The organism is Clostridium sp. (genome assembly GCF_036642255.1).
GTDB lineage: Bacteria > Bacillota > Clostridia > Clostridiales > Clostridiaceae > Clostridium_J.
Genome location: NZ_JAVWDJ010000038.1, coordinates 1 through 21,722, shown reverse-complemented (window position 1 = coordinate 21,722; position 21,722 = coordinate 1). Strand labels below are relative to the sequence as shown.

Below are 21,722 nucleotides of genomic sequence, written 5' to 3'. Positions count from 1 at the left end.
TTTACAAAGAAATTAAATTATTTCAAGAAAAACTTATAAACTATTTTTAATAACCTACTAATAATGGTGCTTATTTTTTTCATTTCATCAATTCCCAATATTTTAGATAAAAATTCTACAGCCTCTTTGCAAACTACAATTATATTCTCTTCACCTTCCCAATTATCTAGTATAACTTCTTCAGGAATGTCACATAAGACCCTATATAATATAAAGAATACAATAGTTGCATCATCTATTTTACCTAATATAGGAAGAAAATCAGGGAAAATATCCAATGGATACATCAAGTAAGCTAATGCAACAGATATATTTATCTTAATTTCTTTACTTACTCTTTCATCTTTATATAGTCTTACAAATAACGCAATGATATCAGGTATTAGTACAAGATATTTATGAAGAAAATCATACTTTACTGACAACTTCTCCTTTAAACTTCTTCTTAAAGTAGCATACTTATAGTTCCTTTTAGAATTATCTATAAACACATTTGAACCACTGCTTTCTTTGTCTTCTGAGCTATATTTTCTTTCATCTTTAGCTTTAAAAGTTGATTCATTTTTTGTATTTTCATTACTAATGGTTTCTTCCTTTGTAGTATTTTTTTCCTTATCATCATTATTAAAACTAAAATTACTCAACTGAGCTTCAATTCCATAAGTAATTAAGTTTAACTCTTTAAGATTAAACCTAATTATTGGAATCATTTTACATAATTTATTAAAGTCTATTTTAATAATGTCTTTTACCACAGATATTCCAAATTGTTCAAACTTGCTTCCTACCTTTTTTAATGCAAAATTCTTCAAACTATTGGAAATTTTTAACTTTTTGATATTTATCTTATTAATAATTAAAGTTAATTCATTATGCTGTAGATCCAAAATTGAAATCTTTATTTCAAAAGGAATACTAATTTTTTTCGTAAAGGTTCCATTAATTGTTATTAGTTTATCTATTGCAACTCTAATAATTTTTATTTCAGAAATTTTCATGTAATTAGATAAAACCTCATTTACTATTCCCTCTAAATCCTTTTCTGTAAGAATAACTTTGATATTAGAAATATCCATATAAACCCCTCCATAATAATATAAATACAATATAAATTTATGTGTTTTGTAAAATATTTTACCAAAATTAAACTAGCAGAAATAATTGTTCTGCTAGTTTTGTTTAAGTAACACGAATTTTCTTATATGTACTAAATTTATATTCAGCAAACTAAATCATCTAAATTATAACTATTAAATAACATCTTGTACTGTTAAATTTGGATTTTCTAGCAAATCAATTTCATAAAATTTAACTGGCTTTCTTGAAATATTATCATATAATATTCTTATTACTGGTCTATCCGGAAAATTCTTATTTTGTTTTATAACATAACCTTCAATCCCATTAGATAGTTTTATGCAACATCCTAATGGGTACACTGAAAAAGTTGACTTAAATACATTAACTAATTGAGTATCAAAACTAGTACCACTACCAGCTAAAATAAGTTCATAAGCTTCATTTGGAGCAAATTTGTCTCTGTAACTTCTATCACTACTTACCGCATCATACACATCACATAAGCAAATTATCTTTCCAAACTTAGAAATTTCATTTCCCTGCAAACCATATGGGTATCCTTTTCCATTTACCTTCTCATGATGTTGTTCAATTCCAATAATAGCACTATATGGAATACTTAGATTTTTTTCAAGTAATTCTCGTCCATAAATAGGATGTCTTTTCATTTCTTTAAATTCCTCATCAGTTAATGGGCCATTCTTATTAATGATACTATAAGGAATTTTCAATTTTCCTAAATCATGTAATATGGCTCCTATAGTTAATTCTTTAATAGTATCTTTTTTCATATTTAAAGATACTCCTAAAAACGTAGCCATTATACCTGTATCGATACTATGTAAAAATGTATAGTTATCATGGGTCTTCACATCATATAAACTTTTGTTTACATCACCCAATTCTAGAATATACTCAATAAGTTCATCTACTATAGATAAGCATTCTCGTGTACTGGCTTTATCTAACATACCAACGTTTCTAGTAATACTATTTAAACTCCTCAAAGTATCTTGCTTCAAAACGTTTAATTTGTCGTCTTCCATGTTTACATCTGATAATCTATCGTCTTCTACATAAACGTAATAAACCCCTAATTGACTAAGTTTTTTAATATATTGTTCAGTTAGTTTAATGCCTGCTCTTAATAGAACTCTACCGTCGTTGGTATAAATATTTTTACTAAGAATCTCATTATCATTTACTTTATTAATATATTCTAACCGCATAGTTCCCCCTATTGTTTAGTGCTAATAGCATTTATCTTATGGTAATCCTTACTTAAATAAATCTTTTCTTATAGTTTAACTTGGCCTAACTTTCTAAAAAAAACCATATTGTCTAATATTGTCTAATATTATACTACTTTTTTTATAAATATTGTTGTTTTTTCTCAAAAATTTCTTTAAAAACTTTTTCCATGGATTCATCTATAATGTAACAAATTCTATTTATATTATTCTTAACAATTTCATATTCTTCATCAAAAGGAAATTTCACTATCCAAGTAGGATTATACTCTTCGTCGTATGGCTCAATAAAAAAGCCTTCTTGTGTAAAAATCTCTTCGTTGAATAAGTCATAAATTGCAGTAAATTCCCATTCTTCAACATCTCTGCCTGTATCAAAGTAAAGATTAATATTTTCACCATCATAAAAAAGTTTTGTTACATAGTTTGCGCCATCCCCAACTTCATAACTCCCGAGCTCTTTAGTTAAGTAATTTGTATTTTTATCTTTTTCCATTAATACCAATGAAGAAAATTCCATTATATCATCCTTCCGTTGTAAAATATTGACATTTTACCATTATTTGTATATTATTATAGTAAAGCTTTTCTATTATATTTTTTCAGGGGGCGTTTATTTTGAAAATTTCTACTGTATCTAGTATAAGCAAGAAAAAAAAATATATAAAAAAAGCCAAAATAAAAAAAGTAAATAAGCTAAGAGGTTTTTGCATTTCTATTTTCTTTTTATTTATTGTATTCTTAATAGCAAATAATAAATATACTACCTATAAGTGTAAAGACTTGGATTATGCAATAAAAAAATATACCACCACAGGAATTTTCAATGAAAATAAACTTTACTCAGTTGAAAGCTATGAAATAAGGTTTTCTGATGGCAATTTTACAATCGTGGAAGTTAAAGGATTGGAGGATAAGGCGCCCTACAAGCCAGTAACCTATACCTTGCATCTACAAAAAAACACTAAAGGAACGTGGAAACTTAAAGAATACTATCCACGTTCCTCTTATTTTTTGCTAGTTGAATTGCATTCTTTACATATACCCCTATTTAAACTAACGCAACTATCAACTAAAGTTAATCCAGTTTTTATTTTAATATATTCTTGTACTTGTTGCATAGGACAATCAATCTCTACATGTTTATGACATATATCACATTCTATCAAGTGTTTATGACCCTTGTCTCTAAGTTTGTAATTATACTTTCCATCTCCAAGATCAAATTTATCCACTATTTCATGACTAAACAAAGCATCTAAGGTCCTATATACTGTTGATAAATCTACTTCAATATTATGTCCATTTAGGATTTCTGATATATCCATAGCACTTAGAGAAATATTTGAACTACATATTATTTCTAAAATTTTAATTCTTGGCTTTGTAGCCTTTAGATTATTTTCCTTTAGATACTGTATTATATCCATAATACCACCTTAAAATCAATAGATTAAAGTGAACAAGTTCATGTTATTCAACATCTTCATAAAAAATTTTTTAAACACTATTCGTTAATTTTTATAAGAAAATCAGACCTAGAGTATATAAAAAATTTCACTTTTAAAATTATGTAAAAGCAGATAAACAAATTGCAATTTTGCTGAAGGTTAACTTGTTTCTTTATTTAAGTATACATGAATTTTCATTATTTCACAACAAGGGTATTATTTTAATATCAAATTAAGTATTTAATATTAAAACGGACTCCCAATTTTATATGGAAGTCCTAAATTTTAAAATTATTTAATTTCTTTTAACACTGCAAGTAGGTAGCTATACATTCTATCTACTGAAGATATACTGATATGCTCATCTGGAGTATGAACATCATATATGTTAGGTCCAAAAGAAATTTGGTCCATTTTACCATCAAATTTATCACTTATTAGACCACATTCAAGTCCAGCATGAATTGCAGATATATGTGGTTTGTTTCCAAACATGTCTTCATATACCTTTTCGAATACTTCTCTAATTTGTGATTTTGGATTATATTGCCATTCTGGGTAATCAGATTGGAATTCAATACTTCCATCAAGAATTTCAGTAAGAACTATCATCTCATCACAAATAGCTTTCTTTAGAGTTTTAACTGAACTTCTTACTGCACTATCAAAAATTACAGCATCATTAGTTGTTGTAAGTACTCCAATGTTAGTTGAGCTTTGAACTAAATCTTTAATAGCCATACTCATAGTTCTAACACCATTTGGTATCAAAAATAACATTCTTAATACTTTTAACTTAGAATCATCGTTGAATACTCTAACAATGTTTTCATCTAAATTCTCAACCTTCAATTCTAAATCTGGATCTATTCCCTGTAACTCATTAGAAAATATTTTGCTCCACTCTGTTACTTTTTCTTGAACTTTGTTAATGTCTTCATCTCTTACTAGTATAATGGCATCAGCTTCTCTAGGAATAGCATTCATCTTAGCTCCACCATTAACAGAAGCTAATTTAAAATCAACTATTGAGTTTAAATCCATTAAGAATCTTCCCATTAGCTTATTTGAGTTTCCTCTTTCCTTATTAATTTCCATTCCTGAGTGTCCACCTCTAAGGCCTCTTATTCTAACGGCTAGAGTTTTATAATCTTCACTTAAATCTTCAAATTGAACTGGAATATTTATTTTAGCTCTAACTCCACCTGAACAACTTACTAAAAGAGTTCCTTCTTCCTCAGAATCGATGTTGATTAACATTTTTCCATTTAAATTTGATGGATCAAGATTCATTGCTCCACCCATTCCTGTTTCTTCTTCTGTTGTTACAAACAATTCTATTGGAGGATGTGCAATATCACTAGCATCAAGAATTGCAAGACCAAAAGCTACCGCAATACCATTATCTGCTCCTAAAGTTGTTCCATTTGCTTTTAAGAAATCACCTTCAACAATGAATGCAATTGGATCCTTTTCAAAGTCATGAACTGTTCCTTGGTTTTTCTCACAAACCATATCCATGTGTCCTTGAAGAATTACAACTGGTGCATTTTCATATCCAGCTGTACCAGGTTTTTTAATTATAACGTTTAAAGCTGAATCCTGTATTACTTCTAAATTACGATCTGTTGCAAACTTAACTAGCCAGTCACTGATGGCCTTTTCATTTCCTGATCCTCTTGGTATTTCGTTCATTTCTCTAAAGAAATTGAAAGCTTCGAAAGATTTAAGTTCTCTTAGTTGATTAATCATTTTCTTCATCCTTTCTTAAAAAAACATCATTTTTAGTCCAAATAATATTAAAATAACTCCTCCAATATAATCAGCATATTTACCTACTACTTCTATTTTGCTTAAATATCTAGAAATTATGAAAGCAAATATACACATCAATAAAGTTATTCCTCCAATGATCAATGTATAAAGAGTTAAGGTATATATAGCATTTATACTGGATAAGGTTATAAACCCAACAACGCTGGCATCAATACTTACAGATACACCTAAAATGAAATACATTTTAGGTCTAAGAATAGGGCACTCACCTTTATTTTCCATCCCCTCTTTTATCATTAAAATCCCTACAATTGCAATAATAATTCCACCAATTAATGCAGGAACGGAAGCTATTTTTTCTGTAAATATTTTACCACCTAGTCCTCCAATTAAGGAAAATAAAAATTGAAAAAACCCGAAGGATAACGCAAACATCAGTTTTTTTGTTTTACTTGCTCTATCATTTAACCCAATACAAAGAGCAACCCCAAAAGCATCCAAGGATACCGCAAGTGCAATCAGCAATAAATCCATTAAACCCATACAAACCTCCAAAGATTAAAATCAACAAAACATGGTAAACTATGTGAAACTACTACATACTCAAATTATAAATGTTAAAAATTTATTTTATTGCGCAAATAATAGTATATACTAAAATAAAGCTAACTTTCAATTTAATTTTAAAAAGTACACTTCTTGTTAAATAATATAGCTTATGTATAACTTTATTAATATTACCACTACTATTATGATTAATTAAGATAATATTGTCAAATATTATTGACATATTAGTCAATATTTATTAGCCTAAAGAATGGGGGTGACGAAATGATTTCTATATACAAAAGCGATGCTTCAGGCAATTTTTATGATGTCGAAGATATTGAACAAGGTTCATGGATAAATATAGTTTCTCCATCTAATGAGGAAATTTTACTTATATCTCAAAAATTAAAAATACCTAATGATTTTATTCACGCAGCACTAGACGAAGAAGAAGGTTCTCGTATAGAAATTGAAGATGACTCTGTTTTAGTGATTCTAGACATACCCTTTACTGATATAGATGATAATTCATTAACTTACGATACCTACCCACTAGCAATAATTAGTGCCAAAAACGTAATAATCACAATTTGTTTAAAAAACAGCAAAATACTAACAGATTTCATCAATAATAAAATTCCATCTTTTTACACATTTAAAAAGACTAGATTTATGATTCAAATTCTTTCTCGAATTTCAAACTATTATCTACTTTACTTAAGACAAATAAATAAAAAGAGTTTAATAGTTGAAAAAACTGTTTATAAATCAATGAAAAACAGAGAAATAATTCAACTTCTTGCATTACAAAAGTCGTTAGTTTATTTTTCAACTTCATTAAAATCTAATGAAATAACTTTAGAAAAACTTTTAAAGCTTGAGTTGTTACAAAAATATGATGAAGACAAAGACATCTTAGAAGATGTTATCATCGAAAATCGCCAATCCATTGAGATGTGCACAATTTATTCAGATGTATTAAGTGGCACTATGGAGGCTTTCGCGTCTATTATCTCCAACAACCAGAACTTAGTGATGAAAAATCTAACATCAATAACTATTGTTCTCGCTATACCAACCCTTATATCCGGTCTTTTGGGTATGAACGTTAAAGGTATACCCTTTCAAGAAAGCCCTATGGGATTTCCAACAATTACTGGAATTGTACTGTTTATAACCATATCAGTAATTTTTTACTTGCGAAGAAAAGATATGTTTTAAAAATCCACAAATATGTGGATTTTTTATTTTATAGTTCTTTATTAAATGCTCGAATCTAGAATCACCATATTTATTAATAATAGAGTATCTTGCTATACTTTTCTACTTTGTAAAATCTCCCTTTGATTTTTATGTGAAAAAAGCTGGATAATGGTCTTCTTACTTAAATTGTCGGGAAATGTCAAAAAATAACTTAAAATTAAATAATTTTTTAGTAAATTTTTCATCACCATTTTGGACGTGTACCATATATTAATTTTAGAAACATTTCATTGTGAGGTAAAAGATGTACTACAAACCTTATGGTTATTTTAGAAATGATAATGTGATAGAAAATAATACTATGTCTGGAAACGTAATCACTCAACAAAATAATAATATTATTAATAATAACAATCAAAATAATATAGCTGAAAATGAAAATATGATTTCTTATATCAGACTATTACATGCTGGACCTAAAGCTCCCTCTGTAGATGTATATGTTAATGATAGTTTGCTAGTCAGAAGATTTAACTACAGAGAATTTACAGATTATGTTAAACTGCCAAGTGGAACATACAACATTAAAGTATATGCTACAGGTGATATAACTAGTCCCATAATTGAAACTGATTTATTTATACCGCCATCAATTGCTATGACAGTAGCAGTTATATTGGATACCGATAAAACCTATACCTTATTCCCAGCAATAGAGACCCAATTACAAAATGTTACAAAAGGTAGAGCTCAAGTAAGAATTGCTCATCTAATTTCTAATGCACCATCGGTAGACATAGCACTTCCTAATGGCACAATATTATATAGAGACGTTCAATTTAAGGATTTAGAAAATTATATTGAACTCCCTGTTGGAAGATACACTTTAGAAATTAGGCTTGCTGGTACTGAGGTAGCAATTCTTTATATACCTAATATTAGACTCCGTGCTGATAGATATTATACAATATATGCCATAGGATTGGTTGGAGAGGAGCCTGACCCACAGGTACTAATTCCACTTGATGGAATTACTTATTTAGATTTATAATTTAGAATCTTTCTTTAAATGCATGATACATTCATTCTAATTATAGTTTGAATGTTTCCCCCATAAATAACTTAGGTTGCTAGCATTTTTAATGCTAGCATTTTTTATTTATAAAATAATAAGTTACCTTCGAATAAAAAAATAAAAAAAGATTGATTTTATTTAGTTTTTATAACTTACAAATTAATTATCTCAAAACTTTTAAAGCCAAAAAATAAACCTTCATTTTATTCCAAATAAAGATTACATTTATAAAACATTACTAATAGTTTTCTGAATAAAGATATTTAATTGTGGAAACTTGCAAATAAAAAAACAGCTGTAAGTGTTATAACTTTCCAACTGTTCTTTTCCTCTTTATTATTTTAATTGATTCTCATTAAAATATTGTTATTATATCCTTATTCTTAATGGTTATGAAACAAAAAAATTTCTATTGTCCTTCATATTGAAGTTTATAAAGATTGCAATAAAGTCCTTTATTATTAATTAACTCTTCATGATTTCCAATTTCCCTAACTTTTCCTTTATGAAGCACCACTATTTTATCTGCATTTTTAATAGTAGATAATCTATGAGCCACTATTATTGTTGTTCTACCAGTGGTAAGCTTACTTAAGGCATCTTGAATTAAACTCTCAGTTTCAGTATCAATATTTGCTGTTGCTTCATCTAATACAAGAATAGGTGGATTAAAAGCTAATGCTCTTGCAAAAGCAATAAGTTGCCTTTCTCCTTGTGAGAAAGTTGACCCTCTTTCGTTAACAGCAGCGTCGTACTTATCTTGGAGCTTCTCAATGAAAAAGCTGGCATTAACATACTCACAGGCTTTAACTACATCACTATCAGATATCTTCTCATTGTTTAGTCTTACATTTCCTTTTATGTCACCTGTAAATAAAAATACATCTTGTAACACTGTTGCTAGATTATTTCTTAAGTCCTCCTGACTCATTTCTTTTATATTTATACCATCTATGAGTATTTCACCCTTTTGAATGTCATATAATCTACTAATTAAACTGATTATTGAGGTTTTTCCTGCGCCAGTTGCTCCTACAAAGGCTATAGTTTCTCCTGAGTTAATTTTAAAACTAACATCTCTAAGAACCCAGTCCTCATTATTGTAGGCGAACCACACATTTTTAAATTCAATATTTCCCTTTAATCTATCAACTTTAACTGGATTCTCAATATTCTTAATTACACTATCGTTATCTAATAGCATGAAGATTCTTTCTGAGGAAGCCATTGAGGATTGAAGAATATCAAATTTCTCCGATAAGTCAAATATAGGCTGGAAGAACTTTTGAATATAACTTATAAAGGCATATAACACACCCAATTGAATATCCATGCCTAACACTTCTCTCCCTCCAAACCAAACTAAAATAGCTAGAGCTAATTGATAAACCATGTCCATTAACGGTCTGAAAATCGCGAAAACTTTTATTTGATCCATAGCTGCTTTAGAATATGACATATTTACTTCGTCAAACTCTGAGAACTTTTTATCTTCAACTCCATAAATTTGGACAGTTTTCATTCCTGTTATATTTTCTGATAGGGAGGAATTAATTCTAGAAAGCCTTGCTCTAACCTTTCTGTATGCTTCTCTATCATATTTTCTAAACACCATAGTTAAGGCTATTACTATCGGCAATGTTACTATAGATACTAGTGCAAGTTTTACATCTAAAAGAAACATGGCAATAATTATTCCTACTAACAAAAAAATATCTTTAAATAAATATACCAATACGGAGGTGTACATCTCATTTAAAGTTTCTACATCATTGGTTACTCGTGTTACTAACCGACCTACAGGATTCTTATCAAAAAAAGATAAAGAAAGACCCTCAACATGCCTAAATACTGTTGCCCTAATATTAAATACTATTTTTTGTCCAGTGTACTGCAAAATATAAATTTGAGTATAGTTAAATATGAACATAATTATGCAAATTGATAAAATATATATAGCGTTAATATTTATTGACTTTAAGTCATCGTTCCTTAGTATACTTAAATCACTTTTATTAATCTTATATATCTTAAACTCCTGTCCATTTTGAATTAACTTATCATCTAATATACTAAAAGAAGTATTTTCTTTTAAAACACCCTCCACTATATATGGATCATTACTCGTACTATAAACTAATGACCCTTGCACTCCTTCTAAAAGGTTTCCCCGTAGCACAAATTTATCTCCTACTTTTATAGAATTTTCTTTCATGGAATCTGTAATAGTATAGATTGCTTTACTAGAATTTATATTATTATCAATAACATTTTTTATTATATAAGGCATAAGCAAATCTAATCCTATTGCAACAAGCATTAAAACTATAACTATAGAAATCAATCCTTTATATGGATTAGCAAATTTAAGAAGCCTCTTCATAAGCCTTGAATCATATTGTTTGCCTAAATTTTCATCTTCATAATTAAAGCTCTCCATATTTATACCTCCCCTTCTGCCATTATAGCTTGTTCTATTTGTTGTTTTTCATAAACATCTTTATAAATTCCTTCTTGAGTTTTAAGTTCCTCATGAACACCGCTTTGAACTATTTTACCCTCATCAAATACTATAATTTGATCTGCATCTTTAACTGCGGAAATTCTATGAGATATTATTATTGAAGTTCTATCTTTCATTATTTTTTTCAAGTTTTCTAATATCTTCACTTCTGTTTTTGCATCTACTGCTGACAGGCAATCATCGAGTATTAATATATTGGGATTTTTTATTAGAGCTCTTGCAATAGATACTCTTTGCTTTTGACCTCCTGAAAGAGTCACTCCTCGCTCTCCAACCATGGTTTCAAACCCATCTGGAAAATCAACTATATTCTCATAGACATCAGCATTTTTTGTAGCTTCTATTACCTGATCCATATCTAAGTTATCAAATGGTAAATTTATATTTTGCGCTAAGGTTGTTGAAAACAAAAATGGATCTTGTGATACGAAACCTATATTGTGCCTTAATGTTTGCAATGGAATTTTATTGATATCTTTTCCAGCAATATATATTTTCCCATTTTCTACATTATAAAGTCGAAGCAACAAACTTATTAATGTGCTTTTACTGCTCCCAGTACGACCTACAATCCCTAGAGTTTCACCCTCTTTAATATTAATATTAACATTTATAAGTGCTGGTAAATTTGAATTTGGATATGTGAAAGTTAAATCTTTTATAACTATATCTCCTTCTAAAGAATTAATATGGTCAACATATTTATCTGTAATTTCTGGTGGTGTATTTAACACTTCCTCAATTCTCTCTAAAGATGCGTATCCCCTTTGAAGAATATTCATAACCCACCCAATTGCCATCATTGGCCAAACTAAATTCCCTAAATACATATTAAATGTTATAAATTCTCCTAAAGATATTTTTCCTAAGATAACATAGCGCCCTCCAACTGCCACTAAAATAACAAAACTTAAGGAAGCTATAAGTTCGATTAATGGTGAAAAAATCCCCCAAACTTTAATAAAATCCATATTAGCATCAAGATTATTTTTATTTTCCTTTAAAAACTTTTCATACTCTTTTTCTTCCTGAACAAAAGATTTAACAATTCTTATTCCTGAAAAATTCTCTTGAACTAAATCTGTAAGCCTTGAAAAGCAGCTTTGCACCCTAGTGAATTTCTTGTGAATGCTTTTTCCAAATTTTCTTGAAATTATAGCTACTAAGGGTAACGGTATTAAAGATAGAATTGTTAGGTTTACATTAATGCTTAACATAATAATTAATGTGGCTATTGTGAGTACTATAGCATCACAAAACATGATAACTCCTTGACCTAAGGCCATTCTAATAGCATTTAAGTCATTAGTTGCCAAAGCCATTAAATCCCCAGTTTTGTTTTTATTATAAAAACTAGTAGAAAGACTTTGAAGATGTTTGAAAAACTTACTCCGTATATCATACTCTATAAACCTTGCTGTACCATTAATGTAAATTCTCCACATAAAACGGCACAGTGCCATAATTGCAGCAATAAGTAAGATATAGACTACGGAAGAGGCCACAATTCCCTTTGTAGCTGATCCTTGCGATAAACTATCTGTAAGAAATCCAAGAATCTTTGGTGGTATTAATTGTATGAAATCAACCACTATAAGGAATGCAATACCTACAAAATACCTCTTTTTATATTTCCTGGCATACTTTAAAAGTGAATTTAGTTTTCTCATGGTTTCCCTCCCCTTAAAATCCCATGATAATTGGGAATATTTAAATACTTATAATTTAATGCTATACTATTCTATTCAATAATTCAAACAAATATTTCGTGCCTCGAAAAATATTTCAAAAAAAATCTTCGTTTGAGTAAAAAAAATATACTCTAACCAATAAGTTTCATAAACTTTACTAAATATAAGTTTACTGCATAATAATAAAAGCGACATAAATGCTATGATAATCATAGTATTTAGATCGCTTAATTCATCTTTTAAAAAAATATCATTAATTGAAGTAGGTCACTCTGGTAAAGAGCTTTTATGGAAATTGTCTAATAGAAGTCATATTTAATAAAAAAGTATTCTTTAGCTTTTATATAAGTCTTGATAAATTATTTTGAAGACTTCAAGTGCTTCTTCAATTTTAGCTCTTAGTAAAACTTTTTTATGTTCTAATTCGCTTATTCCTTCTTCAGTTATGCTATATATCTTTTGAGCTTTTTTTGTGGAATCATCCCAATTTCCATTAATGAATCCATCCTTCTCTAATTTTTTTAATAAAGGATATATCCCACCAGTACTTGGTAACCAAAGTCCGTGGGTTCTATCTCCTACCTTGTGCGATATATCATTTCCATTAGTGGGACCTAAACTAAGAATATAAAGTACATATATAGGTAAAAGCCCCTTAGTAAAAACTTGCCCAACAGCTTCATTTTCTTTTTTTACTTTTCTAAGTTCATTTAATTTTCTTTTATATTCCTCATAAAGCTGTTTTTCTTCTTCCTTAATATCTTTTATATAATCATGACTCATGAAATTACTCTACCTCGTGAAAAATTACTCCTATAAGACCTGGCCCTGTATGTACTCCTGAAACTGGGCTTAATATACCGCAAAATGTAACACTATTAGCATTCGGATGTTTTTCAAATTGTTCTATTAGTTTTCTTGCTTCTTCTTCAGCTTCGCCATGAACAATATATATATCGTTTTTCTTTTTATCTAGTTTTTGATTTCCTAATTCCACCATCTTGCTAAGAGATTGTTTTCTTCCCCTTACCTTATCACGAGTATAATATACTCCACTTTTATCAACAGAAATTATTGGTTTAATATTTAACATTTCAGCAATTGTACCCGATACTTTTCCTATTCTTCCACCTCTTTTTAAATATTCCAATGTTCCTACTACAAAAAATAGTTCGATTTTTTCTGTTACATTAGGAAGTTCTTTAACTATTTCTTCAAAGGTCATTCCTTTTTCTATCATCTTTGCAGATTCAATTATTGGTAATGCTTCAGCATAAGAAATTGATTTACTATCATATACAAAAGTTTTAATTTCAGGATGATTTTCGCTAGCTAGTACAACTGCATTGTGTACCCCAGACAACCCTGTAGACAAACAAGATACTATGGCATGAGTATAGCCTTCTTTTTTGATTTCTTCAAACATTTTTTCTATGTCCTTCATTGAAGGTAGAGAAGATGTTGGAGCTCCATTATCTATAGTTTGATAAACATATTCTGCAGTTATATCTATGCCATCACTAAATTCTTTATCTTTGTAGATTATCTTAAAGGGTAACACCCTGATGTTATATCTTTCTCTTGCTTCTTTTGAAATATCACTAGCACTATCAGTTATTAAAGCTATTTTTTGCAAAATAATCCCTCCTAGGTTTTACTGTGATTATATTATATATCACTAATGAGTATGTTATCAATAGTGATATATCAAAATTGATAACTATATTTAATATTATAATTAAATTTAAATTTTCTATACAACTTTAAGAATAAATTTTAACTATAAAAATAATCACAATATCCACTGATTTAACTTACAATTTAATTATTTAACTCTTGTTCAATTAGATTAAATGCTACATCTATTTCTTCACTTTCGATTAATTTTCCATCAACTCTCACAATATATTTATATCCACACAAATTGCATACCCCAATACATTTGTTTTCTGTTATTACGTGGTCTCCAGGAATTTCTTTTACCTTTTCCATCAACTTCTCATACCCTTCATTACACATACAAAAACTAATTTTTTTACTCATAATCTTCTCCTAATAACTCTTATTTTTATAAAATTATTTATTTCACATTGAATATATTATTTGTGAAAGTCTTTCCCATTTACAGATTAACTTTTTTCTAGATTACTGATTTTTTCAAACTCCATTATACAAGAAAACCACCAAAGTAGTCTATGGTGGTTTTCTCTCCTATATATTATTTTAAACTATTGTAAATGGTCTCAACATTATATCTCATAGCTTCTACAAATGTTTTATTATCTTCACTGCTATGCATAGTATAAATTTTCTCAGTTTTTCCTTTTACTTCTCTTGCCAAGGTCTCAGAAACCTCTGGACTTGATAAAGTTTCAGTAAAAATAACCTTAACATTATTTTCTCTTACATAATTCACTAATTCTTCTAATTTCTTTGGAGATGGTTCTCCCTCGGAAAATACTCCCTCTATACTATTTTGTTCTAGACCCAAATCCTTGCATAGATAACCAAAGGTAGCATGGCCTGTTATAAAGTTCTTGTTAGCTAATTCATTAAATTTAGGTTTATAAGTATTTAGTAACTCATTCATGGCTACTTCAAATTCTTTATAGTTTCCTTCATAGAATTCCTTATTATCTTGATCCGCTTTAGTTAAAGCTTCCATTATATTTTTCCCTTGGACTTTTGCTGCTTCAATTCCCAACCATGTATGAGGATCATATTCCCCATGGTCTTCTTCATTTTCATTGCTCTCTTCTTCTGGGTGGCTATCCTCACTTTTAATAAATTCCACACCCTTTGATGAATTTATCACCTGTAAACTATCATTATTGATAGCATTTATAACCTTTTCGCTCCAACTTTCCATACCTGCTCCATTAATAATAAACAGTTTTGCTTCATTAATTTTTTCCATATCTTTAGCTTTTGGCTCAAAGTCATGGGGTTCTGTTCCCTCTGGAACTATATTATATATCTGCACTTTATCTTTTCCGATTTCTTCCACAAGAGCCTTCATTCCATAAAAAGATGTCACTACATTTATTTTATTAGAATTGATATTTGTCTGTATCGCTTCATTATTACTACATCCTGCTAAAGATACCGTAATAATTAGAGCACTAATAGTTCCTAAAACTTTTTTAATCATAATTACACTTCCTTATTGCAAATAATTTGTATCTACATAAGATTATATTATGTAAGCCTTGTAATGTAAATATATATCAAGAAATTATTGCAAATCATTTGCAATAATGTGTATAATTAATATATAATCATTAAGTAACTATTATCAATATTGGTATATTTTATTCAATAAACTTACTTTTTCTTTATATTTTCTCATAAATTGGACATTATTTAAATGTAATCGAAAGGAGATCATTTATGATTGAAGTTAATAATATTAGTTTTTCATATAATAACGCAAAGCCTTATTTGATCGATGAGTTATCCTTTAATATCCAGAATGGAAGTTATGTTTCCGTAATTGGTGAAAATGGAAGTGCAAAAACCACCTTAATTAAATTAATGTTAGGGATCCTAGTACCACAGAAAGGGTTTATTAACACAACATCAAATAGCATTGGATACGTTCCTCAAAAATTGGACAATTTCAACTCACAGTTTCCCATAACTGTTTATGAGATCTTAAACACCCATAGAAAAGCCCTTAAAATTAAGGACAAGAATTCTATCTTAGATGCATTGAAATCTGTAAATATGATAGATTTCAAGAATACACTCATTGGTAATTTATCTGGTGGTCAACAACAAAAGGTGTTTATCGCAAGAGCATTATTAGGTAATAGTGATATACTTATATTAGATGAACCTTCAACTGGAGTAGACAACAGAAGTATGAAAGAGATTTATGATATAATTATCCATCTCAATAACACCCATAATATTACTGTTGTTTCCATTGAACATAATATGGATGCAGCTCTACAAAACTCTTCTCACATATTAAAAATGAAGAATGGTAGTGGAAGTCTGTACACCATAGATGAATTTTTAAGTAAAGGCAAAACAAGTTAACTTATTTGGAGGTATATAATGTTACAATATGAATTTATGCAGAATGCCTTTTTAGCTGCAGTTTTTATTTCTATCCTTTGTCCACTGGTAGGAGTTTTCTTAGTTTTGAAAAGATACTCAATGATGGGGGACACCTTAGCACATTCTTCTTTCGCAGGAGTTGCTATAGGCTTAGTATTTGGTATGAATCCTATTATTTGCGCCTTTGCTTTTACTAGCATTTGTGGTATTTTAATAGAAGCTTTAAGAAATTATTATAAAAAATATGCAGAACTTATACTTTCTATAATATTGACATTTAGTATTGGCGTAGGAATCACCTTAATCAGCACTGGTAAAGCTGGTGGTAATGTGAACACTTTCTTATTTGGAAGTATCCTTACTGTAACTAAAAATGACTTGTTAGTTATGATGATCTTAAGTGTCATTTCTATTGTTATTCTTTCTATACTATACCATAAACTAATTTACATAACCTTTGATGAAGAAGGTGCAAAGGTAAGCGGAATAAAAGTTAAACTTATTAACTATATTTTTGCTCTTCTGGTAAGTGCCACAATATCTGTTTCTATAAGAATTATGGGGATTTTAGTAATGTCCTCAATGATAGCTTTACCTGTAGCCACAGCCTTACAACTAAACAAAGGATTTAAAGACACACTATTGTTTTCAGTATTTTTTGGATTTATCGATATAATTATTGGATTGGTTCTATCTTATTATTTGAACTGTGCTCCTGGAGGAACAATTGCTCTAGTTTCAGTTTTCACTCTAATTGCAATAATTATATCAAAAAAAATACTATTAAAGTAAAAATACCCTTTAAAGTGCAACTTTAAAGGGTATTTTATTTTACCTAGATTCAAATCAATTTATATAAATATAAATTTAAGTTACATAGTTATATGTTTATATATAATTTTGACAAAATAAAACTCTCTATTCAGTAGGATTTCCATTAAAATCCTTGTATCCAGGTTTATTTTTATCATCGCCTCTGTTGTCTTGGTTCTTGTGAAGTCTTTCTCTTCTTTCTCCTTTTTGCATAGCTTGATTCTCTTTATTTTGATGATTTTTATCTGCCATTTCTAATCACTCCCTTCTAATATTATTTTTTGCAAAACAAATAAATTAATTCATAATAACGATTACCTTTAAAGATTTTTTGGGGAATTAACTTAATATTAATTATTTGTCTTTCATAAACCATGATAAAATGCCCATAAACAGTATATTAAGGATATTTGCACCTATTAAATCATCACTTGTATATTGTAATAAAAAATAAAGATAGTCATTATAAATTAACTATCTTTACTGCTGCTTTTATTATCATACTTTTCCTAAATTATGCACATTCTTTGAGTCAAAGAACATCTTTAAACTTTTCATAAGCATCATTAGCTCTGAGGTTAGGGATTGATTTAGATATGGTTTTCTTGCAAAACCAATTCAGTGTTCTCCAAACACCTGGCGTTCAGTTCTCTTCCTTTTTTATACATACACTCCATTACTTTTTAAGTTTCTTATTCTATTCTTACAGTTTATATGTTTATAAATCTCTTTATTCTTTCATCTTTTAAATTATTAAAGAACTCATTTTTAGCTTCTACTTTAATTATTCTGCCGTCTTCCATAAACATTACTTTATTTGCAATTTTTTTTACTAATCTCATATCATGAGTTATTATAAGAATGGCTACATTATCTTTTGATAAATTTTCTATAATAGATACAATCTCTTCCTTTAATTCTGGATCTAAAGCGGAGGTAGGTTCATCAAAACACATGATCTTTGGGCTTAATGCACAAGCTCTTGCAATAGCAACTCTTTGTTTCTCTCCACCTGATAATTCACAGAGATAAGCATTAGCTCTTTCTACTAATCCAAGTGATGTTAATAGTTCTATCGCTTTATCACTTGCGTCTTTCTTAGACACTCCAAATCCATTTACAGGTGCCTCCATAACATTTTCTAGCACAGACATGTGGGGAAAGATATTAAAATTTTGAAATACCATTCCTAAATTTTTTCTTATTTCTCTAATTGCCTTTTGTGGAGGATATACACTTTTTCCACTTTCTTCTTTACATAAATAACATCCATCTACATTTATGCTCCCATTATCACACTTTTCAAGACCATTTATGCACCTAAGAAGAGTAGTTTTTCCTGCGCCGGATGGCCCGATAATACATAAAATTTCACCCTCATTGAGATCAAAACTTATTTCTTTTAATACTTCACTTCCATTAAAACTTTTCTTCACCCCTTGTACATTAACTACCATAACTTATTCCCCCTATTGATAATATGAATATCTTTTCTCAAGATACTTAAAGCCCTTTGCCAAAATACCTGTGAATATTAAATAAAATATTGCAACAATAACAAGAGGAACTAGGGAAGCATCTCTATTCGCGGCTGCTTTCCCTGCTCTTAACAATTCCCCAATACCCACTACATACACTAAAGAAGTGTCTTTTACCAAAGTAATTACCTCGTTTGAGATAGGCGGCAGAGTCCTTTTTATAACCTGTGGTAGTATAATTCTCAAAAATGTTCTTCTTTGAGTTAACCCTAATACTTCAGCTGCTTCATGTTGTCCCTTATCTATAGATTCAATTCCGCCTCTAAATATCTCCCCAAAATAAGCACTATAATTTAGTACAAAAGTCAGAATTGCTGCAGGAAATCTATCTAATGTAACTCCAATTATTGGCAGACCGAAAAATACAAATATTAATTGGAGAAGTAAAGGTGTACCTCTCATAATTAAAATATATACTTGGGTAATTGTAGATATCAATTTAATCTTTGATAATCTTCCCAATGCAACAATTAATCCTAACGCAACTGAAAATACTAATGTTAAGATAAACACCTCTAAAGTTGTGATTACACCTTTGAACATTAAACCTATTAAATTGCTTATATAGTTCATGTAAAATCCCCTTCTTTATTTAACTAAATTTACTTCAAACCACTTCTTAGATATTTCTTCACAAGTCCCATCAACCTTCATTTCCTCAAGAGTTTTATCAATTTTTTCAAGTAATTCAACATCTTTTTTTCTGACACCTACTCCATATTCTTCATTTCCAAAATTATCTTCAAGAACTTTATATTTGTTTATTCCTCTTTCTCTCATATAATATCTTGCTAAAATTTCATCAACAACCACCGCATCAATTCTACCAGATTCAAGCTCCATAAAAATTTCATTATTGTTGTCGAATGTTAACGGCTGTCCACCTTTAAGTGAATTAACAATTTCAGGTTCTTTATTCATAGCGTCTACAGAACTTGATTCATTTTGTGCTGCAACACTTTTCTCTTTAATATCTTCTTTGGTTTCTATCTTTGAACTAGATAATGCAATAATAAGCTGTTTATTCTCTAAATATGGTTTAGTAAAAGCTACTTTTTCTTTTCTTTCATTGGTAATGGTGTATCCATTCCATATAACATCTATGTTACCTGAGTTAAGCTCTGTCTCCTTCATAGACCAATCAATCACCTGAAATTCAACACTTAATCCTAATCTTTTAAAGACTTCATTAGCTAAATCCACATCAAATCCTACAATTTCATTTTTATCATTTTTAAATCCCATAGGAGCAAATGTGTCATCTATACCTACAACAACATATCCTCTTTCTTCTACTGTAGAAAACACCTTGCCATTATCTGAAACTTTACTAGTGCACCCCACAAAGCTAATAGCTGCAAGTAATATAATAGCTATCACAGCAATACTAAAAAATTTATTTTTCATAATATATCTCCCCTTTTGATTTTTTATTTTATATATTAAACTGTAGCGCTACAAATTAATAACTAATAAAAGTTTATGTAATAAAAAAACTCCCGTCATCTAGTAATAACTAGAGGACGAGAGCTTGCTCACGTGGTTCCACCTCATTTTATTGATATCTCGCGATATCAACCTCTTCGAGTACGACAAAAATTTGTTTATACTCTAGCACTATAACGGGTGCAGGTAATCCGAAAACAGTCTACTTCCTTTTACGGGTTCGATGCCTAGCTCAGAGATGTGTTCAGAATAGATTTTAATGCCCCTCTCACCAACCGGGTACTCTCTGTAAAAAAAATTATATTCTTACTATTTCTCATCAATGCCTTAATCTATATGTTTCTTTATCATGGTATCATAGTAACTCACTAAAGTGTTTTTGTCAATATAAATTCTAGACTTTCATATTCATTACTTAATTATCTTAAGAGTAAAAATAACCACACTTGAGCTATCTGTTTGGCTCTAGTGTGGTTATATTGATTTATAATTTTATTTTTACTTTAAAATATTTATTTGTTATCTTAATAATTATTTATTGGGTTCAATAAGTTTCGCAACTAAAAACATAGTTTTCATGCCTAAAGATGTAAACTTAGCTTCATATTCTGTAACTACATTATCTTGGAATCCAGTATTATGAAGATCATAAGTTAAAAAGTTAATTTCAAAGCCACTTTCTTTAAAATAATTTATTGAATCCTCAAATAGCCCCGTATCATCAGTTTTAAACCAAATTTCACCTTGATCTTTTAAAAACTTTTTATATTGCTCTAAAAATTTCGAATGGGTTAACCTTCTCTTGTTATGTCTTTCTTTAGGCCATGGATTACAAAAATTAATGTAAATTTTGCTTATTTCATTTTTTGCAAATACATTATCAATAAGCATTATATTCAATGGCATTAGCCTCACATTTATATCTTTATCTTTTAATTTTTCTTCTTCTCTAAATTTCTTTACTTTTCTAAGTGCGTAAACCAATACCTCATCTTTTAGATCTATACCAACATAGTTAATATTACTATGATTTTTCGATCTTTGTGCAATATGTCCACCCATACCGCATCCAAGCTCTAAGTGTATCTCATTATTGTTACCGAAGCTTTCATTCCACTTTCCTTGATGGTTATATTGATTAGTGATTACAATATCACTTGCTTCCATTTCTGGTCTTGCCCAATATTTTTTTCTTAAGCGCATAGTTTTTTTCTCTCCTTGTTTAAATTATCGAAATTAAGAACTTTATAAATGTATTATA

At 29.1% G+C, this 21,722-nt stretch carries 22 protein-coding genes and 1 other annotated feature; of the genes, 4 read left to right on the top strand and 18 right to left on the bottom strand.

The genetic code is table 11. From position 1 onward, the window contains the following. Positions 1 to 17: 17 nt before the first annotated feature. From RR409_RS16370 to RR409_RS16345, 6 genes are all read right to left on the bottom strand, one after another. Positions 18 to 1,076 carry a DUF1232 domain-containing protein gene (locus RR409_RS16370; RefSeq protein WP_332558842.1) on the bottom strand — a complete coding sequence of 353 codons (1,059 nt, stop codon included), beginning with the start codon at positions 1,074 to 1,076 and terminating at the stop codon, positions 18 to 20. Positions 1,077 to 1,250: 174 nt separating this feature from the next. Then, entirely contained in the window at positions 1,251 to 2,309 is a 1,059-nt protein-coding gene (locus RR409_RS16365) for an HD-GYP domain-containing protein (RefSeq protein ID WP_332558841.1), read from the bottom strand. Between the two features lie 142 nt (positions 2,310 to 2,451). After that, the gene (locus tag RR409_RS16360) at positions 2,452 to 2,850 is read right to left on the bottom strand and encodes a DUF6762 family protein (RefSeq protein ID WP_332558840.1); all 399 of its coding nucleotides are present in this window, start codon (positions 2,848 to 2,850) and stop codon (positions 2,452 to 2,454) included. Between the two features lie 487 nt (positions 2,851 to 3,337). Further along, entirely contained in the window at positions 3,338 to 3,760 is a 423-nt protein-coding gene (locus tag RR409_RS16355; RefSeq protein WP_332558839.1) for a Fur family transcriptional regulator, read from the bottom strand. A gap of 312 nt (positions 3,761 to 4,072) precedes the next feature. Continuing rightward, positions 4,073 to 5,533 (bottom strand): aminoacyl-histidine dipeptidase, encoded by a 1,461-nt coding sequence (locus tag RR409_RS16350; protein ID WP_332558838.1) that lies wholly within the window; start codon positions 5,531 to 5,533, stop codon positions 4,073 to 4,075. A gap of 15 nt (positions 5,534 to 5,548) precedes the next feature. Further along, positions 5,549 to 6,100: a manganese efflux pump gene (locus tag RR409_RS16345; RefSeq protein WP_332558837.1), complete on the bottom strand. Its 552-nt coding sequence runs from the start codon at positions 6,098 to 6,100 to the stop codon at positions 5,549 to 5,551. A 288-nt stretch (positions 6,101 to 6,388) separates the two neighbouring features. Here RR409_RS16345 and RR409_RS16340 point away from each other — a divergent pair, with 288 nt between their 5' ends. Together RR409_RS16340 and RR409_RS16335 are read left to right on the top strand one after the other, a co-directional pair. Then, a complete protein-coding gene (locus RR409_RS16340; RefSeq protein ID WP_332558836.1) occupies positions 6,389 to 7,327 on the top strand; it encodes a magnesium transporter CorA family protein in 939 nt (312 codons plus the stop codon). 286 nt (positions 7,328 to 7,613) lie between these two features. Further along, positions 7,614 to 8,360, top strand: a complete 747-nt coding sequence (locus RR409_RS16335; protein WP_332558835.1) for a DUF4397 domain-containing protein — start codon at positions 7,614 to 7,616, stop codon at positions 8,358 to 8,360. 433 nt (positions 8,361 to 8,793) lie between these two features. On the opposite strand, the gene RR409_RS16330 is transcribed toward RR409_RS16335, so the two are convergent. The 6 genes from RR409_RS16330 to RR409_RS16305 form a co-directional block, all read right to left on the bottom strand. Continuing rightward, entirely contained in the window at positions 8,794 to 10,824 is a 2,031-nt protein-coding gene (locus RR409_RS16330; RefSeq protein ID WP_332558834.1) for an ABC transporter ATP-binding protein, read from the bottom strand. Positions 10,825 to 10,826: 2 nt separating this feature from the next. Next, positions 10,827 to 12,578: an ABC transporter ATP-binding protein gene (locus RR409_RS16325; protein ID WP_332558833.1), complete on the bottom strand. Its 1,752-nt coding sequence runs from the start codon at positions 12,576 to 12,578 to the stop codon at positions 10,827 to 10,829. A 354-nt stretch (positions 12,579 to 12,932) separates the two neighbouring features. Beyond that, positions 12,933 to 13,382 carry a PadR family transcriptional regulator gene (locus RR409_RS16320; protein WP_332558832.1) on the bottom strand — a complete coding sequence of 150 codons (450 nt, stop codon included), beginning with the start codon at positions 13,380 to 13,382 and terminating at the stop codon, positions 12,933 to 12,935. A gap of 4 nt (positions 13,383 to 13,386) precedes the next feature. Beyond that, a complete protein-coding gene (locus RR409_RS16315; protein ID WP_332558831.1) occupies positions 13,387 to 14,235 on the bottom strand; it encodes a DegV family protein in 849 nt (282 codons plus the stop codon). 185 nt (positions 14,236 to 14,420) lie between these two features. Further along, a complete protein-coding gene (locus RR409_RS16310; protein WP_332558830.1) occupies positions 14,421 to 14,642 on the bottom strand; it encodes a hypothetical protein in 222 nt (73 codons plus the stop codon). Positions 14,643 to 14,817: 175 nt separating this feature from the next. Then, a complete protein-coding gene (locus RR409_RS16305) occupies positions 14,818 to 15,750 on the bottom strand; it encodes a zinc ABC transporter substrate-binding protein (protein WP_332558829.1) in 933 nt (310 codons plus the stop codon). A 239-nt stretch (positions 15,751 to 15,989) separates the two neighbouring features. Between RR409_RS16305 and RR409_RS16300 the strand changes: the two genes are divergently transcribed. Both RR409_RS16300 and RR409_RS16295 read left to right on the top strand, forming a co-directional pair. Continuing rightward, positions 15,990 to 16,643 (top strand): metal ABC transporter ATP-binding protein, encoded by a 654-nt coding sequence (locus RR409_RS16300; RefSeq protein WP_332558828.1) that lies wholly within the window; start codon positions 15,990 to 15,992, stop codon positions 16,641 to 16,643. Between the two features lie 18 nt (positions 16,644 to 16,661). After that, complete coding sequence (locus RR409_RS16295) at positions 16,662 to 17,456, top strand: metal ABC transporter permease (protein WP_332558827.1); 795 nt, start codon at positions 16,662 to 16,664, stop codon at positions 17,454 to 17,456. Positions 17,457 to 17,582: 126 nt separating this feature from the next. Here RR409_RS16295 and RR409_RS16290 read toward each other — a convergent pair whose 3' ends face one another. From RR409_RS16290 to trmB, 6 genes are all read right to left on the bottom strand, one after another. Continuing rightward, positions 17,583 to 17,690 (bottom strand): clostri-philic family protein, encoded by a 108-nt coding sequence (locus RR409_RS16290; RefSeq protein WP_332558855.1) that lies wholly within the window; start codon positions 17,688 to 17,690, stop codon positions 17,583 to 17,585. Positions 17,691 to 17,975: 285 nt separating this feature from the next. Further along, positions 17,976 to 18,041: a hypothetical protein gene (locus RR409_RS16285; protein ID WP_332558854.1), complete on the bottom strand. Its 66-nt coding sequence runs from the start codon at positions 18,039 to 18,041 to the stop codon at positions 17,976 to 17,978. A gap of 146 nt (positions 18,042 to 18,187) precedes the next feature. Then, positions 18,188 to 18,934 (bottom strand): amino acid ABC transporter ATP-binding protein, encoded by a 747-nt coding sequence (locus tag RR409_RS16280; RefSeq protein ID WP_332558826.1) that lies wholly within the window; start codon positions 18,932 to 18,934, stop codon positions 18,188 to 18,190. Between the two features lie 12 nt (positions 18,935 to 18,946). Beyond that, positions 18,947 to 19,588 (bottom strand): amino acid ABC transporter permease, encoded by a 642-nt coding sequence (locus RR409_RS16275; RefSeq protein ID WP_332558825.1) that lies wholly within the window; start codon positions 19,586 to 19,588, stop codon positions 18,947 to 18,949. A 15-nt stretch (positions 19,589 to 19,603) separates the two neighbouring features. After that, on the bottom strand, positions 19,604 to 20,422 hold the full coding sequence (locus tag RR409_RS16270) for an amino acid ABC transporter substrate-binding protein (RefSeq protein ID WP_332558824.1): 819 nt from the start codon (positions 20,420 to 20,422) through the stop codon (positions 19,604 to 19,606). A gap of 109 nt (positions 20,423 to 20,531) precedes the next feature. Then, positions 20,532 to 20,793: a binding site (T-box leader), on the bottom strand. Between the two features lie 199 nt (positions 20,794 to 20,992). Continuing rightward, the gene (gene trmB, locus RR409_RS16265; protein ID WP_332558823.1) at positions 20,993 to 21,664 is read right to left on the bottom strand and encodes a tRNA (guanosine(46)-N7)-methyltransferase TrmB; all 672 of its coding nucleotides are present in this window, start codon (positions 21,662 to 21,664) and stop codon (positions 20,993 to 20,995) included. Positions 21,665 to 21,722 lie beyond the last annotated feature (58 nt).

What these genes read in the sequence shown, in the direction of transcription:
- RR409_RS16370 (WP_332558842.1), bottom strand. Translation starts at nt 1,076, where the DNA reads ATGGATATTTCTAATATCAAAGTTATTCTTACAGAAAAGGATTTAGAG.
- RR409_RS16365 (WP_332558841.1), bottom strand. Translation starts at nt 2,309, where the DNA reads ATGCGGTTAGAATATATTAATAAAGTAAATGATAATGAGATTCTTAGT.
- RR409_RS16360 (WP_332558840.1), bottom strand. Translation starts at nt 2,850, where the DNA reads ATGGAATTTTCTTCATTGGTATTAATGGAAAAAGATAAAAATACAAAT.
- RR409_RS16355 (WP_332558839.1), bottom strand. Translation starts at nt 3,760, where the DNA reads ATGGATATAATACAGTATCTAAAGGAAAATAATCTAAAGGCTACAAAG.
- RR409_RS16350 (WP_332558838.1), bottom strand. Translation starts at nt 5,533, where the DNA reads ATGATTAATCAACTAAGAGAACTTAAATCTTTCGAAGCTTTCAATTTC.
- RR409_RS16345 (WP_332558837.1), bottom strand. Translation starts at nt 6,100, where the DNA reads ATGGGTTTAATGGATTTATTGCTGATTGCACTTGCGGTATCCTTGGAT.
- RR409_RS16340 (WP_332558836.1), top strand. Translation starts at nt 6,389, where the DNA reads ATGATTTCTATATACAAAAGCGATGCTTCAGGCAATTTTTATGATGTC.
- RR409_RS16335 (WP_332558835.1), top strand. Translation starts at nt 7,614, where the DNA reads ATGTACTACAAACCTTATGGTTATTTTAGAAATGATAATGTGATAGAA.
- RR409_RS16330 (WP_332558834.1), bottom strand. Translation starts at nt 10,824, where the DNA reads ATGGAGAGCTTTAATTATGAAGATGAAAATTTAGGCAAACAATATGAT.
- RR409_RS16325 (WP_332558833.1), bottom strand. Translation starts at nt 12,578, where the DNA reads ATGAGAAAACTAAATTCACTTTTAAAGTATGCCAGGAAATATAAAAAG.
- RR409_RS16320 (WP_332558832.1), bottom strand. Translation starts at nt 13,382, where the DNA reads ATGAGTCATGATTATATAAAAGATATTAAGGAAGAAGAAAAACAGCTT.
- RR409_RS16310 (WP_332558830.1), bottom strand. Translation starts at nt 14,642, where the DNA reads ATGAGTAAAAAAATTAGTTTTTGTATGTGTAATGAAGGGTATGAGAAG.
- RR409_RS16305 (WP_332558829.1), bottom strand. Translation starts at nt 15,750, where the DNA reads ATGATTAAAAAAGTTTTAGGAACTATTAGTGCTCTAATTATTACGGTA.
- RR409_RS16300 (WP_332558828.1), top strand. Translation starts at nt 15,990, where the DNA reads ATGATTGAAGTTAATAATATTAGTTTTTCATATAATAACGCAAAGCCT.
- RR409_RS16295 (WP_332558827.1), top strand. Translation starts at nt 16,662, where the DNA reads ATGTTACAATATGAATTTATGCAGAATGCCTTTTTAGCTGCAGTTTTT.
- RR409_RS16290 (WP_332558855.1), bottom strand. Translation starts at nt 17,690, where the DNA reads ATGCAAAAAGGAGAAAGAAGAGAAAGACTTCACAAGAACCAAGACAAC.
- RR409_RS16280 (WP_332558826.1), bottom strand. Translation starts at nt 18,934, where the DNA reads ATGGTAGTTAATGTACAAGGGGTGAAGAAAAGTTTTAATGGAAGTGAA.
- RR409_RS16275 (WP_332558825.1), bottom strand. Translation starts at nt 19,588, where the DNA reads ATGAACTATATAAGCAATTTAATAGGTTTAATGTTCAAAGGTGTAATC.
- RR409_RS16270 (WP_332558824.1), bottom strand. Translation starts at nt 20,422, where the DNA reads ATGAAAAATAAATTTTTTAGTATTGCTGTGATAGCTATTATATTACTT.
- trmB (WP_332558823.1), bottom strand. Translation starts at nt 21,664, where the DNA reads ATGCGCTTAAGAAAAAAATATTGGGCAAGACCAGAAATGGAAGCAAGT.